At 60.3% G+C, this 15,570-nt stretch carries 17 protein-coding genes; 6 read left to right on the forward strand and 11 right to left on the reverse strand.

Going from position 1 to position 15,570, the window contains the following annotated elements; translation table 11 throughout:
* Nucleotides 1-133 precede the first annotated feature (133 nt).
* The 8 genes from AAGQ88_RS03630 to AAGQ88_RS03665 all read right to left on the reverse strand — a co-directional run bounded on the left by AAGQ88_RS03630 (nt 134) and on the right by AAGQ88_RS03665 (nt 6,465).
* Complete coding sequence (locus AAGQ88_RS03630; RefSeq protein WP_093462371.1) at nt 134-442, reverse strand: YkgJ family cysteine cluster protein; 309 nt, start codon at nt 440-442, stop codon at nt 134-136.
* 150 nt (nt 443-592) lie between these two features.
* A complete protein-coding gene (locus AAGQ88_RS03635; protein ID WP_342654462.1) occupies nt 593-1,369 on the reverse strand; it encodes an SDR family oxidoreductase in 777 nt (258 codons plus the stop codon).
* Nucleotides 1,366-1,791, reverse strand: a complete 426-nt coding sequence (locus AAGQ88_RS03640; protein ID WP_342654463.1) for a nuclear transport factor 2 family protein — start codon at nt 1,789-1,791, stop codon at nt 1,366-1,368. Before AAGQ88_RS03640 ends, AAGQ88_RS03635 begins: the two co-directional genes overlap by 4 nt.
* Nucleotides 1,784-3,229 (reverse strand): deoxyribodipyrimidine photo-lyase, encoded by a 1,446-nt coding sequence (phrB, locus tag AAGQ88_RS03645; RefSeq protein WP_342654464.1) that lies wholly within the window; start codon nt 3,227-3,229, stop codon nt 1,784-1,786. Before phrB ends, AAGQ88_RS03640 begins: the two co-directional genes overlap by 8 nt.
* Nucleotides 3,230-3,238: 9 nt before the next feature.
* Complete coding sequence (locus tag AAGQ88_RS03650; protein ID WP_342654465.1) at nt 3,239-4,177, reverse strand: MerR family transcriptional regulator; 939 nt, start codon at nt 4,175-4,177, stop codon at nt 3,239-3,241.
* A 3-nt stretch (nt 4,178-4,180) separates the two neighbouring features.
* Nucleotides 4,181-5,161, reverse strand: coding sequence for a DUF523 and DUF1722 domain-containing protein (locus AAGQ88_RS03655; protein WP_342654466.1), 981 nt, complete (start codon nt 5,159-5,161; stop codon nt 4,181-4,183).
* Nucleotides 5,162-5,266: 105 nt separating this feature from the next.
* Complete coding sequence (locus AAGQ88_RS03660) at nt 5,267-5,482, reverse strand: TIGR02450 family Trp-rich protein (RefSeq protein ID WP_342654467.1); 216 nt, start codon at nt 5,480-5,482, stop codon at nt 5,267-5,269.
* The gene (locus AAGQ88_RS03665; protein ID WP_342654468.1) at nt 5,479-6,465 is read right to left on the reverse strand and encodes an NAD(P)/FAD-dependent oxidoreductase; all 987 of its coding nucleotides are present in this window, start codon (nt 6,463-6,465) and stop codon (nt 5,479-5,481) included. The genes AAGQ88_RS03660 and AAGQ88_RS03665 overlap by 4 nt, the downstream gene beginning before the upstream one ends.
* A 300-nt stretch (nt 6,466-6,765) precedes the next feature.
* Here AAGQ88_RS03665 and AAGQ88_RS03670 point away from each other — a divergent pair, with 300 nt between their 5' ends.
* Together AAGQ88_RS03670 and hemH are read left to right on the forward strand one after the other, a co-directional pair.
* A complete protein-coding gene (locus tag AAGQ88_RS03670) occupies nt 6,766-7,668 on the forward strand; it encodes a TIGR01777 family oxidoreductase (protein WP_342654469.1) in 903 nt (300 codons plus the stop codon).
* 14 nt (nt 7,669-7,682) lie between these two features.
* Nucleotides 7,683-8,711: a ferrochelatase gene (gene hemH / locus AAGQ88_RS03675; RefSeq protein ID WP_342654470.1), complete on the forward strand. Its 1,029-nt coding sequence runs from the start codon at nt 7,683-7,685 to the stop codon at nt 8,709-8,711.
* A 123-nt stretch (nt 8,712-8,834) separates the two neighbouring features.
* Here the strand turns inward: hemH and AAGQ88_RS03680 are convergent, their stop codons facing one another.
* Nucleotides 8,835-10,115 (reverse strand): uracil-xanthine permease family protein, encoded by a 1,281-nt coding sequence (locus tag AAGQ88_RS03680; protein ID WP_342654471.1) that lies wholly within the window; start codon nt 10,113-10,115, stop codon nt 8,835-8,837.
* Entirely contained in the window at nt 10,115-10,753 is a 639-nt protein-coding gene (upp, locus tag AAGQ88_RS03685) for a uracil phosphoribosyltransferase (protein ID WP_081565524.1), read from the reverse strand. The genes AAGQ88_RS03680 and upp overlap by 1 nt, the downstream gene beginning before the upstream one ends.
* 257 nt (nt 10,754-11,010) lie before the next feature.
* On the opposite strand from upp, the gene AAGQ88_RS03690 reads away from it, so the two are divergent.
* The 4 genes from AAGQ88_RS03690 to AAGQ88_RS03705 all read left to right on the forward strand — a co-directional run bounded on the left by AAGQ88_RS03690 (nt 11,011) and on the right by AAGQ88_RS03705 (nt 13,793).
* Entirely contained in the window at nt 11,011-11,568 is a 558-nt protein-coding gene (locus AAGQ88_RS03690) for a hypoxanthine-guanine phosphoribosyltransferase (protein WP_285425591.1), read from the forward strand.
* Between the two features lie 695 nt (nt 11,569-12,263).
* Nucleotides 12,264-12,749, forward strand: a complete 486-nt coding sequence (locus AAGQ88_RS03695; protein ID WP_342654472.1) for a hypothetical protein — start codon at nt 12,264-12,266, stop codon at nt 12,747-12,749.
* 68 nt (nt 12,750-12,817) lie between these two features.
* Nucleotides 12,818-13,105 carry a PA4642 family protein gene (locus AAGQ88_RS03700; protein WP_342654473.1) on the forward strand — a complete coding sequence of 96 codons (288 nt, stop codon included), beginning with the start codon at nt 12,818-12,820 and terminating at the stop codon, nt 13,103-13,105.
* A gap of 226 nt (nt 13,106-13,331) precedes the next feature.
* Nucleotides 13,332-13,793 (forward strand): hypothetical protein, encoded by a 462-nt coding sequence (locus tag AAGQ88_RS03705; RefSeq protein WP_342654474.1) that lies wholly within the window; start codon nt 13,332-13,334, stop codon nt 13,791-13,793.
* An 83-nt stretch (nt 13,794-13,876) separates the two neighbouring features.
* On the opposite strand, the gene mqo is transcribed toward AAGQ88_RS03705, so the two are convergent.
* Nucleotides 13,877-15,382 (reverse strand): malate dehydrogenase (quinone), encoded by a 1,506-nt coding sequence (gene mqo / locus AAGQ88_RS03710; protein WP_285425594.1) that lies wholly within the window; start codon nt 15,380-15,382, stop codon nt 13,877-13,879.
* Nucleotides 15,383-15,570: the final 188 nt, after the last annotated feature.

Genomic DNA, 15,570 nt, shown 5'->3' on the forward strand with positions numbered 1-15,570 from the left:
CTGCGGCTCGTCGAGCTGTGGGAGTCGGTTGGCTGACGCGGGTGCATCCGCAAAGGATGCAGCGTCTGCTGCGTCAGCCTTCGCGAGCGAACTCACTCCCACAGTGCCTGCAACCCTTGCGGATCCGTGACACTCACAGATACGCCGTTGCAATCCCTTCCCGCTCGGTGATGCACTCGGGCGCACCCATCTCGAATTCTCTGCAGATCAACGGACGTCTGTCGTAGATCGTGCACATCATCGTGTCGCGATCGAGCGCGGCGCACCAGCCGTCATCCAGGCGCAGCATCACTTCACCGCCCCAATCGTCAGTGTCGATGAAACGCTCGGGTACACCGGTGTCGGTGATCAGCATCACTTCCAGCTGGCAGCAGCACGCTGCGCAGGTTGAGCAGGTGACGACAGGATCGGCAGGGATTTGAAGCACGGGGATGGCAGTCATGGGCGGCAGTGTAAAGCAGCGCACAGCAGACCGGTGGTCAGTCTGACGGACGTGGCTTGCAGGGGAATCTCCTTGAGGGCGCCATGACTCAGGCCCGGTCTTGATGGCCGCCATCGCGTCCGCAGGTCCAGGCAGGGTAAGAATGACGATTTACGACGCGCGCTCGCCCTCATCGGCATCGCGCATCATGCGTTTGCCCAAGGTGAGCTGAACACGTTCAGGCAGCAGTGCGAGGAGTTTCAGTGTCAGCACCAGCGGCAGCGGAAAGGCAATTTCCAGCGGTCGACGTTTTTTCACGAGTCGGCTGGCAATGTAGCGCGCGGCTTTCGGCGCGGACCAGCGCATCGACATCGGAAAGTGGCTCGTCTGCGTGTGTTGCGTGTCGACGACGCCGGGGCTGATGATCGTGACGTCGATGCCTTCGCGCGCCAGGTCGATGCGCAGCGATTGCAGCAGATACCGCAAGCCTGCTTTCGATGCCCCGTAGGCTTCCGAGCGTGCAAGCGGCAAGAACGCCAGCGAACTGGCGACGCCGACCAGGTGCGGTGCCTCGCTCAGGCGCAACATAATCAGCGCTTCCTGAATGCAATAGGAGGTCGCGATCAGGTTGGTCTTGACCACGCGCTCGACGGTTCTCGCATCGAAACGGCTGGCGTCGATGTATTCGCATGTGCCTGCGTTGAGGATGACCGTGTCTACGGCGCCCCAGACCTGGCCGATGCGCTCGCCGATGGCCGTGACGTCGTTCGGTTCACTGATGTCGCCGGGGGCCAGCAGCACCTGACGCGGGAAGCGTTGATCCAGCGCTTCGAGCGGCTGGACATTGCGCGCCGTCAACGCAACCCGATGCCCGGCGTTCAACAGCTCTTCGGCAAGGGCCAGCCCCATGCCGCTGCTGGCGCCTGTCAGCCAGATGCGACGTTTCATGCCAGCCTCCGTTTGAGCCAGCGAATCATCCGGCCCATGACGGGCAAGTGTTCATACAGCAACGCGCCTGCGTCGAAGAAGTCGCGGTGCTGAAAGACTTTGTTTTCTGCCCACAACAAATGCGAGCAACCCTGGACGGCAATCGGTTCGCCCTGGTTGAGGCGAGGATGGCAGTAGGTCCTGGTCCAGCGCACATAGCCCTTGCCCTCGCGCACCTGGTCGAAGGCGTGGAATTCAAACTGCAGATCACTGACGTTGGCGTAAAGCTCGGCGAAATACCTGCGCACTTCTGCCAGACCTTGGGCCTTGCGCATGGGGTCGGCGAACGCGATATCGTCCGCGTACAGTTCGCCCAGGTGCTCAAGGTTGTCTTTGTTCAGCGCCGCAAAGCGCCGGGCATAGTCGCGCAGGAATTCACTCATGGTCCTGAGTCTCTGCTTGTCGGTGCGGCAATGATTTGAAGGCCTGAAGCGCTCGCTCGCGGCTCGACTTCAGGTCGACGATTGGCGCCGGATAACCCTCGACGCCGAACAGTCCGCCCAGCGATGCCGGGTTATGAATGTCACGCTTGTTCAGCTCTGCGAGCTCCGGTATCCAGGTTTTGATGAAGCGGCCGTCAGGATCGAACCGTTCGGACTGGCTGATGGCATTGAAGATCCGGAAATAGGGCGATGAGTCGGTGCCGGTCGACGAACTCCACTGCCAGCCACCATTGTTTGCCGCCAGATCACCGTCGATCAGGTGCTGCATGAAAAAGCGCTCGCCTTCGCGCCAGTCGATCAACAGGTTTTTGGTCAGGAACATCGCCACCACCATGCGCAGGCGGTTGTGCATCCAGCCGGTTTCGAGCAATTGGCGCATGGCCGCATCGACAATCGGCAACCCCGTCCGACCTTGCTGCCAGGCCTCCAGATCCTTGGGCGCCTGACGCCAGTTCAGCGCCTCGGTTTCCGGACGGAACGCGCGATGGCGGGAAACGCGCGGAAAACCCACCAGCACGTGTTTATAGAACTCACGCCAGATCAGCTCGTTGATCCAGGTCACTGAACCGGTGTTTCCGCTTTCGAATTCCCCGTTGTTGCTGCGCAGGGCAGCGTGCAGGCATTGACGGGGAGACACGACGCCAGCGGCCAGGTAGGCCGACAGCTGGCTGGTGCCCGGTTTGGCCGGAAAATCGCGCTCGTCCTGATAGTAATGCACCTGCTCATCAGTGAACTGCTCCAGACGCTTGCGGGCTTCATCCTCGCCTGCCGGCCACCGTTTGCGCAGTGCGTCGGGCGGGGTAGCGAATCCCTTCACGTGCGTCGGAATCTCGTCGCTTTTGACCGAGACGGGCTGCTGCGCTTTCGGCAGACGTACGAGCGCCGGCATGGAGTAATGCAGGCGCCCGTAGCACACCTTGCGAAACTGGGTGAAGACCTTGAAGTAGTTGCCGCTTTTGGTCAGCACGCTGCCGGGCTGGAAAAACAGCTGATCGAGATAGCGCCTGAAGCCGATGCCGTGTTTGTCCAGCTCGGCTTCGACGTTGCGATCGCGGGCGGTCTCATTGACGCCATATTCATCGTTGACATGGACCTGCTCGATCCCGTGTTGCCTGCACACATCGAGCAGCGCTTTGGGCGCATGTTTCCAGGTGTCGGCATGAACGATCAGCAACGGCACCTTGAGGGCGGCCAGCGCCTTTTCGAGCTCGACGAGGTTGCGCAGCCAGAAATCCACCTTGCAGGCGGCATCGTCATGGCTCAGCCACTGGCCCGGACTGATCATGTACACGGCCAGCGTCGGGCCCAGCTCCATGGCCGCGCTCAGGGCAGTATTGTCGTGTACGCGCAAATCGCTGCGCAGCCATATCAATTGCATGGTCGTGTCCTAGATAAGCCCGAGATGCTGCAGCGCGGTCTGGGCGGTCAACGGGTCTTCAGCGAGCGTCAGTCCGGCGATCTCACTGGCAGATACGGATAACTCGGCCGAATGGATGCGCACCGTCGGGCCAATAATCAACGTCGGGCACTCGATGTTCTGAAGCAGCCGAGGCAACTGCGCCAGATTCAGCGACTTGCTCGAATACAGCAGCACCGCGCGCGGCTTGAGGTACTCGCAAGCCAGGGCCAGTTCACCGGCAGGCAACGGCCAGTCGAAGACTTCCACGGGGCAATCGGTGCTGCTCAACAGCCAGGCGGTCAGCCATACGTGAGGCTCCAGCGGCAGATCGGACTGGTTGACCAGCAGCAACGGCGCCCCATTGACCTGCCGGTTGTTGTGGTAAAGCCGGGCGCCGAATTTGCTGCGCAGCCAGGAATAAAAGAACACGCGTTCCAGCTGCGCGCCGAATTGGCCCTGCCAGCGTTGTTCGAGCGAGGCGAGCAGCGGCAACAGCAACTGCTCACACAACGTGCGCGGCGGATACAGCGACATTGCACGGTTCAGCGTGTCGTCCAGCCGCCGCTCTGCAAGCGCGGTGATGGCGTCCTGCAAACTCTGACGCAACTGATCCCAATCGTTTTCCGGATTGGGCGGCGGCGCTTCTTTCTCGTCGATGAGCTGTTTGACCTGACTGACCGATACGCCGCGGTTGAGCCAGGTCAGGATCGCCAGCACACGATCCACGTGTGCGGTGCTGTAAAGCCGATGCCCCTTTGGCGTGCGATGAGGCACGATCAGCCCGTAGCGTCGCTCCCAGGCGCGCAGGGTGACCGCATTGACGCCCGTCAGGCGCGCGACTTCGCGAATCGGCAGCCAGCCTTCTTCGAGCGCGCTGGCGTACGCCTGCGGGTCATTGTCCAGTGTTTCCGAATGGTTGTTTTTCATGTGTCAGATCGCGTTGCGCAGGCTTAGGTTTTCCGGATGCGGTTGCAGGTAAACCTGTAGCGCGATGTAAGGGTCCGGGTGTTGACGGAAATGGTGCTTGAGCAGTGTCAGTGGCACGACCAGAGGCACGATCCCCTGGTGGTACTGGTTGATGACGGCTTGGATTTCTTTCTTGTCCGAGGCGCTGATAGTCTGGCGCAGGTACCCGCACAAATGCTGCAACACGTTGGTATGAGTGCGACGTGTGGCGGGCTTTTTCAGAGCGGCCATCAACTGAGAGAAATAACGCGGCGCGATTTCGCTGGGATCGTTACGGCCCATGTTGCCCAACAGGTTGCCCAGCACTTTGTACTGGATAGGGTCGTTGGCCATGAGCTGGTATTTGTAGCGCGAGTGGAACTCGGTGAGCGCGCGTCGCGTGATGCCGCCCTTGAGCACCTGTTGCCAGGCGGCGTAGGCAAACACGCGCGTAATGAAGTTCTCGCGCAGCACCGGGTCGTTGAGTCGGCCATCTTCCTCGACCGGCAGATCCGGATGTCGGGCACAAAACGCATGAGCGTAAATACCGCGTCCGCCTGCGTCGAAGGGTGCACCGTTGTCGCGGTAGACCTTCACCCTTTCCAGGCCGCAAGACGGAGATTTCTGCATGAAAATGTACCCGCAGATATCATCCATTTCCTGCGCCATGTGTTCGCCGTAATCGGCCAGCGCCTGGGTGACATTCATATCGGTGTGAACGGTGCCAACGGCTTGCGGGTTTTCCGGATCGCCGACCAGGCGAATGGCTTCGCGGGGGATTCCCATGCCGATGGCCACCTCAGGACATGCCGGAACGAAGTCGAAATGTTCACTGAGCGCGCGCGTCAGCAGGTGGGATTCTTTATGCCCGCCGTTATACCGGACTTCGACGCCCATCAGGCAGGCACTGACGCCGAGCTTGGGCTTGGATGCATGTTCCGGTAATGGATCGGATACAGCAGACATGGCAAAACCTCGATAAGCGACTTGTACAGAAAGTAATGCCTGTACAATATTTGTTCATCATAGGTTTGCGGTTGTACAAGTCAAATCATTTGTACAAGGTTGAAGCTACTTCCATCCCATTCGCCAGCTCTGATCGTGGGTCAACGCCTGCCATGCCATTCGTTCGCCGCGTTTGGTCAGCACGGCCTGCAGTTCGATCTCAAGCACGGTGCCTTCTTCGTCACGGAACAGTTCAGTGACCAGGAAGTGCTTTTCGCGGTTCTGGGGATGGGCTGCTGTCCATTTCGACAGCAGCAGCTTTTGCGGATTCAGGCGATTCACTTCAGGTGTTCAAGCAAGCGACGGGCTGCTTCCTGACCGCTGAGCCATGCGCCTTCGACGCGGCCCGACAAGCACCAGTCGCCACACACATAAAGGCCCAGATCAGGATCGGACAGCGCGCCGACTTCGCGCCCTCCGGCAGGTCGCGCGTAGAGCCAGCGATGCGCCAGCGTGAAAGCCGGGGCCGGGACCGCGCAGTTGATCAGCTCGGCGAACGCGCCGTGCAGATGGTCGATGACCTCTTCTTTCGGCATGTCCAGATGCTGACGGCTCCAGGCGCTGGTCGCATGCAGAATCCAGGTGTCCAGCTTATTGTCGCGCCCCGGTTTGCTGCGATTACGGGCGAGCCAGTCGATCGGGCTGTCCTGCACGAAACAGCCTTCCAGCGGGGTATCCAGCGGCGTGTCGAACGCCAGCGCCACCGCCCATGTCGGCTCCATCTTCACACCGGCCACCACGCTTGCCAGCTTTGGCGCGGCAGCCAACAGCGTGGTTGCCTGGGGTGCTGGAATGGCAATCACCACCTGGCTGAACGGGCCGTGACTGCGGCCATCGGCATCCAGCAGGTTCCAGTGCTGCTCGCCATGAAAGACTTCAGTGATACGGCAGGAAAACGTGACCGGCATGTCGCCGAGCATGGCCCGCGTGATCGCGCTCATGCGCGGCGTGCCCACCCAGCGCACTTGCTCGTCGGGCGACAGGCTCAGTTTTGCGCCGTGATAGTTGTAGAGCACAGGTGCCCATTCGGCGACGTGGCCTTGCGCCTGCCATTGCTGAACGGCGGCGGCGAAGCGGCGGTCGCGTGCGGTGAAGTACTGCGCGCCCATGTCCAGCGCGCCTGCATCGCTGCGCTTGCTGGACATCCTTCCGCCGCTGCCGCGGCTCTTTTCGAAAAGGTGGATGGCATGCCCGGCGGCTTGCAATGCGCGGGCAGCAGAGAGTCCGGCGATACCGGTACCGATGATTGCGATAGGTACAGTCATAGGGGCCTCGTTACCTTGTCTGCACAGACTACGCCGTAGTTAAAACCTGTACAATGCTGTTTTTCGGTATAACTTGTCGTCCTTCGACGTTCAGGACGATGGCCTTGCTCAAGCCTCAATGTTGAGGCTGACGCTTCACCCGAATCGTTCAACCCTCCGAACGGATAAATCGAACCGCGTCAGCAAGACCGTTCTCTATAGCGTGGCCTATGGTTCAACTGTTCGCTTCGTTCACAAGCGCGTTGTTTGTGAAGAAATAGACTACCGATTTGCGACGAACGCCACGCGAGGAACTCACTCATGCACATCTTGCTGACCGGCGGTACAGGGTTGATAGGTCGTCGTCTGTGTCGACACTGGCTTGATCTGGGCCACCAATTGACGGTGTGGAGCCGCAGGCCCGATGAGGTGCCAAGGCTGTGCGGGGCTGGTGTGCGAGGCATTGCCCATCCGGACGATCTGGGCGCGCAGCAGGTCGATGCCGTGGTCAATCTGGCGGGCGCGCCGATCGCCGACAGGCCCTGGACCCGCAAACGCAAAATGCTCCTCTGGGACAGCCGGATCACGTTGACCGAACAGCTCGTGACCTGGCTCGAGCGGCGTGAGCAAAAACCTGCGGTGCTGATTTCCGGCTCGGCAGTGGGCTGGTACGGCGATGGTGGCGAACGCGAGCTGGACGAAACGTGCGCGCCGGTCAGCGAGGATTTCGCCAGCCGACTGTGCATTGCCTGGGAAGAAACCGCCCAGCGTGCCGAAGCGATGGGCATTCGCGTCGTACTGCTGCGCACCGGTCTGGTCCTGGCCAGCGAGGGCGGCATGCTGCAGCGGCTTCTGCCGCCGTTCAAACTGGGCATGGGCGGCCCGATCGGGAACGGACGGCAATGGATGCCGTGGGTTCATATCGACGATCAAATCGCGGCGATTGATTTTCTGTTGAACCGGGACGACGCCCAAGGTCCTTATAATGCCTGTGCGCCATCACCGGTGCGCAATCGCGATTTCGCCAAGACACTGGCGGCGATTCTGCACCGCCCGGCCTTCATGCCTATGCCCGCGGTTGCGTTACGCCTGCTGCTGGGCGAGTTGTCGATATTGCTCCTGGGTGGCCAGCGTGCCCGCCCCGGTCGCCTGCTACAAGCAGGTTTCACTTTCCGATTCACCGATCTGCGCGCGGCCCTCGAACAACTTTCAGGCCGCCACTGACATCAAGGTGTTGCATGACCGATCACGCATTATTGCTGGTAAATCTGGGTTCTCCTGCGTCTACCGAAGTCGCCGATGTGCGTCGCTATCTCAATCAGTTCCTGATGGACCCTTACGTGATCGATCTGCCGTGGCCGGTGCGCCGCTTGCTCGTCTCGCTGATTCTCATCAAGCGTCCGGAGCAGTCGGCTCACGCTTACGCTTCGATCTGGTGGGAAGAGGGCTCGCCGCTGGTGGTGCTGAGCAAGCGCCTGCAACAGGCGATGACCCGGGAGTGGACTCAGGGCCCGGTCGAGCTGGCCATGCGTTACGGCGAGCCATCGATCGGCACTGTGCTGACCCGGCTGGCCTCTCAGGGCATCAGGAAAGTCACCCTTGCGCCCCTTTATCCACAGTTCGCGGACAGCACGGTCACGACCGTGGTCGAGGAAGCCCGGCGAGTCATTCGCGAGCAGAAACTCGATTTCGAACTCGCGCTCTTGCCGCCGTTTTTCAATCAGCCCGAGTACCTCGATGCGCTGGTCGAAAGCGTGAGGCCGCATCTGACGCAGGATTACGATCATCTGCTGCTGAGCTTTCATGGCCTGCCTGAGCGGCACATCACCAAGCTCGACCCGACGGGCAATCACTGTTTCAAGAACGGCAACTGCTGTGAGAACGCGACACCAGAGGTTCTCGCAGTCTGCTATCGCGCGCAGTGCATGCGTTCGTCAGCCGAGTTCGCCAAGCGAATGGGCATCCCGGATGGCAAATGGTCGGTGTCGTTTCAATCGCGTCTGGGCCGGGCCAAGTGGATCGAACCTTACACCGAGGCGCACTTGGCCGAGTTGGCAGGGCAGGGCGTCAAGAAGCTGCTGGTGATGTGCCCGGCGTTCGTGGCGGACTGCATCGAAACGCTGGAAGAGATCGGCGATCGCGGCGCCGAACAGTTCAAGGAGGCCGGAGGCGAGGAGCTGGTGCTGATCCCTTGCCTCAACGACGACCCGAACTGGGCCAAGGCTCTGAATACGTTGTGTGAGCGGGCGCCGGCGATGATTGTCTAGGCTTGCGTGCAGGCAGTGCGCGGGCTCGCGATGAGCAAGCGTAGTGGCGCGGGGAGCAGCAATCGGGCATAAAAAAACGGCGCGCCAGTGAATGGCGCGCCGTTTTTCTTTTGCCGGCCGACGCTACGGCAACTGGTCATCCAGATGCTCGTTCTTCCAGCCGTCGTTGCCCGGCAGAATCAGGTTCAGCAGGATCGCCGTGACGGCGCACAGCGCGATGCCTTTCATGCCGAAATCGTCGGGGCCGTTGCCGGTGCCGATCAGCACGCCGCCGATACCGAACACCAGTGTCACCGACACGATCACCAGATTGCGCGCTTCGGCCAGGTCGACCTTGTGGCGGATCAGCGTATTCATGCCGACCGCTGCGATGGAACCGAACAGCAGGCACAGAATCCCGCCCATCACCGGCACCGGGATGCTCTGCAGCAGAGCCCCGAACTTGCCGATGAACGCCAGGGAGATGGCGAAGATCGCCGCCCAGGTCATGATTTTCGGGTTGTAGTTCTTGGTCAGCATCACTGCGCCCGTCACTTCGGCGTACGTCGTGTTGGGCGGGCCGCCGAACGCACCGGCGACCGTCGTTGCGATGCCGTCGCCGAGCAGGGTGCGATGCAGGCCTGGCTTCTTCAGGTAGTCGCGGCCCGTCACGCTGCCCACGGCGATCACGCCACCGATGTGCTCGATGGCCGGCGCCAGCGCCACCGGAACGATGAACAGGATCGCTTGCCAGTTGAACTCAGGCGCCGTGAAGTGCGGGATGTCCAGCCATGGCGCCGCAGCGATTTTCGCCACGTCCACCACGCCGAAGTAGAACGACAGCGCAAAGCCCACCAGTACGCCTGAAATAATCGGCACCAGCCGGAAAATGCCTTTGCCGAACACCGCGACGATCAAAGTGGTCAGCAGCGCAGCCATCGAAATGATGATCGCAGTGTGATACGGAATCAGCTCGGCGGCGCCATCGCCGGTACGGCCCATGGCCATGTTGGCGGCAATGGGTGCCATCGCCAGGCCGATCGAGATGACCACCGGGCCAATGACCACCGGCGGCAGCAAGCGATCGATGAAACCGGTGCCTTTGATTTTTACCGCAAGGCCCAGGAAGGTGTAGACGAAACCGGCCGCCATCACGCCGCCCATGGTCGCGGCCAGACCGAATTGACCCTTGGCAAGAATGATCGGGGTGATGAATGCAAAGCTCGACGCCAGAAACACGGGCACCTGACGGCCAGTCACCAGCTGAAAGCACAGCGTGCCAAGGCCTGCGGTGAACAGCGCGACGTTGGGATCGAGCCCGGTGATCAGCGGCATCAGCACCAGCGCGCCGAACGCCACGAAGAGCATTTGGGCGCCCGACAGTACGGTACGCCACAGTGGATCGTTGAACTCATCCTGCTTCATCAGGCGTCCTTTTGCTTGGTGCCGAAAATCTTGTCGCCGGCATCGCCCAGACCCGGAATGATGTAACCGTGTTCGTTGAGGCGTTGATCGATGGAGGCGGTGTAAATGTTCACGTCGGGATGAGCCTTCTCGACGATGGCGATGCCTTCCGGCGCGGCGACCAGGACCATGGCGCGGATATCGCGGCAGCCGGCTTTTTTCAGCAGATCGATGGTGGCGACCATCGATCCGCCGGTCGCCAGCATCGGGTCGATGATCAGCGCCAGGCGCTGGTCGATTTCAGGGGCAAGCTTTTCCAGATAGGTGTGCGCTTCGAGGGTTTCCTCGTTGCGTGCGACGCCCACTGCACTGACCTTGGCGCCAGGAATGAGGCTGAGCACGCCTTCCAGCATGCCGATGCCCGCGCGCAGAATCGGCACGACGGTGATTTTCTTGCCTGCGATCTTTTCGACCTGAACGGTGCCGGCCCAACCCTGAATGTCGTAGGTTTCCAGCGGCAAGTCCTTGGTCGCTTCGTAGGTCAGCAATGCGCCGACTTCCTGAGCCAGTTCACGAAAGTTCTTGGTGCTGATATCGGCACGGCGCATAAGGCCGAGCTTGTGACGGATCAGCGGGTGGCGGATCTCACGAATGGGCATAAGGGGAAGGCTCCAGCGGGCGGGCAAAAAAAACGGCTTAGATTAATCTATTCAGCTGTAACTTGTCTCAGGGTCTGCTTCTGTCTCATCGCGGGCCGGGCAGGACCTTGATGAAACGGGAGCAGACCCTTTGGTCAAGTCAGGTTTCGTACATTAATGGGACGCTTGTGCAACGTTAGTCCAGAAAAGCTTGCCCTGGACTTGGCTCATGCGTACCTTTGCCCGCTTTTCCTTACACTGCCCCCCTGGAGAGCGTCATGTCCGCTGATCTCGAGCATATCCGTCAAGTCATGCACGAGGCTGACTGCCTGTACACGAACGACGAAGTCGAGGCGTCCATCGCTCGCGTTGGTGAGCAAATCAACAGCGTGCTGGCCGATCGCAATCCGGTCGTCTTCTGCGTGATGAACGGCGGTCTGATTTTCGCTGGCAAATTGCTGACGCATCTGAACTTCCCGCTGGAAGCGTCCTACCTGCACGCCACGCGTTATCGCAACGAGACCAGCGGCGGCGAGCTGTTCTGGAAGGCCAAGCCTGAAGTCTCCTTCATTGATCGCGACGTGCTGATCATCGACGACATTCTCGACGAAGGTCACACCCTGGGCGCGATCATCGACTTCTGCAAACACGCCGGCGCCCGCGCTGTGCACACCGCCGTGTTGATCGACAAGGATCACGACCGCAAGGCGCGACCTGACCTGAAGGCCGATTTTGTCGGCTTGCCATGCATCGACCGCTACATCTTCGGCTACGGCATGGACTACAAAGGCTACTGGCGCAACGCCGCCGGGATCTACGCCGTGAAGGGTATGTAAGCAGCGTTTGCCTTTTCTGTAGGCGTGAGCTTGCTCGCGATGACGTTGGTACATCCGACACACTCGTATCGTCTGGCGGATTATCGCGAGCAAGCTCACTCCTACACGATTTCTGCGGCGTCGCCTGGTATTGGGTCAAGCACAAAGCCTGTGGGAGCGCGCTTGCCCGCGAAGGCTTGATGCACTACCCGTAGGAGCGTGGCTTGCCCCGCGATCGGCGACGAAGTCGTCGTAAAGCCCGGCCATGCACTCTGCCTGACATACCCCGTCCGATGCTGCTGCCGCTGCGCGCCAGATCGCGGGCAAGCGCGCTCCTACAAGGGATTTGTGGGGTTGCCAGGTGTGTGGAGCAGGCGATATCTCTCCGGCGAACATATTGGCCTCATCGTGAGCAAGCTCACTCCCACAGGGATCTCCGGGCATTCCCGATTCTCCTCCCAGACACGAATCCTGTGGGAGCGCGCTTGCCCGCGAAGACTGAATTCCAGACGCTGCATCTGCACGGCATGCACCGGCCTCTTGCCGGCTGAAGCCGGTCCTGCAGACGCTGCACGTTTTCCGTAGGACCGGCTTTAGCCGGGAAGGCGCTAGGTATTACGCCGTTGATCGAAGGGGCGTTAAAGACAGTTGGCTCACTCCTACAGGTCCCGGTTTCGCCCATGTTAGAGTGCTTGCCACTTTTTCGGGAGGCGCCCATGACGTTATCGTTTCGTAGCAAGACTGCGTTGTTGTTGCTCTTGATCCTGCCACTTCCCGCCCTCGCAGAACCCATGCATGCCCAATATCTGCCGCCTGACGAGCTGTCGGTGCGCGAAGGTGAGCCCGAGCAGCAGCAATTGCTGCAGGTCACGGAGTATTCAGTCGTGGCCGGGAGTCAGCGCCAATCCAATCAGACGCCGATCCCGGTGACGTCGCCGCTGGTGCTGCGTCTGAAAGGCAAACCGATGAACAAGGGCGCAACCATTTCTCAGGTGCTGGTCCATTTCGACGGTGAAAGCAAAAGCCTGAAGAAGCCGGCCTATGACGAGCCATCCCGGACGCTGACGCTTTATTACCCTGCAACGCAATACCGCGTATTGGTGGATCTGCTGCGCAACGAGAAGGTTTACTGTCAGTTTCTCAGCTACGCCAATGGCCACGTCTGGGCCGATCTGCACACCGGTAGCGTACGCGCGCGTTGAGCACGCGGCCGGGCGGGGGGTAAACTGCCCGCCCGTGAAATGTCCCCGCAAGTCAGTTGGAGTCAGCAATGCGTAAAGATAAGAAGCAGGTGATTGGCGATGAAATCGGCGACGCCCAGATCAAACTCTTCCTGGATTTCGAGCCGGTCGATGCCACTTCCCCTTCGCTGCACAAGCTGATCAAGGCCTACCGCGGTCTGCGTGTCGACGATTTCGAACGCTTCCTGGTGTTTTTCAAAGAAGCCGGCTACGACCTGGATGGCAAGGATGAGCACGGCAACGACTTCATTGGACTGATCAAGGATCAGCGCAACGCAGAGGAATACATCGAGTTGATCGAAAAAGCCCGGTCCTGAATCGCCCTCCGCGCGTCAGTATTTTCGGCTGACGCACTGTAACCGCGAGAAACTTCATCAGCGGATCTCGCGGTTTCGCTACCTCCCTGCAAGATGTCTCCTACTGCTTGACTCCGCTTCTTCCTCTTTCTGAATCACTCTGTATCGCCATACTTGAAGTCGTGAAATCACTCACAACATTGTCGGGCAGGACGCTCGATATGCCTTCAGGAAATGGAGTTCAGACATGCACAGCAAAATCAGGATCTCTGTCAAAGCGATGACCGCGACGGCCCTGCTGTCGGCGGCTACGGGCGCCAGCGCCGCCTACCCGAAGAGCATGGAGGTCGGCATTGAACTGTGGAATCACGCCAATACAGAACTCGCGCTGGCGTCGGCAAGCTGGATGCCGAAAAACGCTGATTTGAGTGTTTATACCGTGCCTGCCAATGTGCGCACCTCGGCTGCTCAAATCGTGCTGAACAATGCCAGGAACGACTCGGCGACGTTTCGCCTGCGCGGGGGAGACAAGACCTGTGAGTTCAAACTGGCTCACGAAGTGACGTTCAGCTGGATTTCCATCAACCCCGCGCCGCAGAAGTCAGCAAGTGCTGCATCGGTAGGGAAAGTGGCGGCTGAATGTGGCGCGTCCGTTGTCAGCGGAGCGGATTCGATGAAGACGTATACGGTCAGGTTTGTAATGAAGTGATCGGGCACATCGATTCAAAACTGAAAACCCCGCTGCGTGGGCGGGGCTTTCAGTGATCTCACTGATTCAGGGCAAGCCCTGGATCAAGCGAAGCTTGCCGCCTGGCTGCTTGGGACCAGGTCCAGGCTTTCGTCGCTCTGGGCACTGATGCGCTGATACAGCTGCGCATCGGTTTCCAGGGCTTTTTCACGAGCCGGGAAGATCTCATTCAGCTTGGCGGCCCATTCGGTGCGAGCCTTGTCCGGGAAGCAGCGTTCGATCAGGTCGAGCATGATCGACACCGTCACCGAGGCGCCCGGCGAAGCGCCGAGCAGTGCTGCGAGGGAACCGTCTTTGGCCGAAACCAATTCGGTGCCGAACTGCAGAACGCCGCCTTTCTTCGGGTCCTTCTTGATGATCTGCACGCGCTGACCGGCCACTTCCAGGCGCCAGTCCTCGGCCTTGGCCTCTGGATAGAAACGACGCAATGCTTCCAGACGCTGCTCCATGGATTGACGCACTTCGCTGATCAGGTACTTGGTCAGGTCCATGTTGTCCCGGGCCACCGCCAGCATCGGCGCAATGTTGGCTGCGCGGATCGACAGCGGCAGGTCCATCAGCGAACCGTGCTTGAGGAATTTGGTGGTGAAGCCGGCATAAGGGCCGAACAGCAGGGACGTCTTGCCGTCAACGACGCGGGTGTCCAGATGCGGCACCGACATCGGTGGCGAGCCGACCGCGGCCTGGCTGTACACCTTGGCCTGATGGCGTTTGACGACTTCGGGGTTATCGCAGCGCAACCATTGACCACTGACCGGGAAGCCGCCGAAACCCTTGCCTTCCTCGATGCCGGACATCTGCAGCAACGGCAGTGCCGCGCCGCCTGCGCCGAGGAACACGAATTTCGCGTCGATTTCGCGGGTGCTGCCGCTGTTGACGTCCTTGATGGTCACGCTCCAGCCGTCGCCCTTGCGGGTCAGGCCAGTGACGCGTTTGCAGTATTTGACCTGCGCATCAGGTGCGCTCGACAGGTGCTTGAGCAACTGGTTGGTCAGGTTGCCGAAGTTGACGTCGGTACCGTGCATGACGCGGGTTGCCGCGATGGGCTCATCGGCCGGGCGGCCAGGCATCATCAACGGCATCCATTCAGCCAGCGTGGCTTTGTCTTCGGTGTATTCCATCGAAGAAAACGCGTGGTGCTTGCGCAGCGCCTCATAACGTTTCTTCAGGTACGCCATGCCTTTTTCGCCCTGTACGAAACTCAGGTGCGGCACCGGCGTGATGAACGAGCGCGACGAACCGAACGTGCCTTTGCGCGCCAGGTAAGCCCAGAACTGCTTCGACACTTCGAACTGCGTGTTGATGTGAATGGCTTTTTTGGTCTCGATCGAGCCATCGGCGGCCTCGGGCGTGTAGTTCAGCTCACACAGCCCGGCGTGACCGGTGCCGGCGTTGTTCCATGGGTTGGAACTCTCCGCCGCACCGGAATCCATCAGCTCGACGACCTCAAGCTTGAGGCCAGGGTCGAGCTCTTTGAGCAGTACCGCGAGGGTGGCACTCATGATGCCGGCCCCGACAAGTACTACATCGACTGCTTCGTTATGCGCCATTAACGCGTCTCCAAAATCTGCAGCACCAAATTGACGGCATGGGTTCCCGTGGTCAGTTGCCAGGTGCGGGCGGCGCTTGAGTCGCGCATTGCCTCGAACACCCCGGCCGGGATCGTCATGTCCGATTCTTCGCAATTTTTTGCATTTCAGCGCACGCCTCGAACGGGCCTGGTTGATGCTTTTGTAAG

This window comes from Pseudomonas sp. F3-2, from assembly GCF_038804275.1.
Classification (GTDB): domain Bacteria; phylum Pseudomonadota; class Gammaproteobacteria; order Pseudomonadales; family Pseudomonadaceae; genus Aquipseudomonas.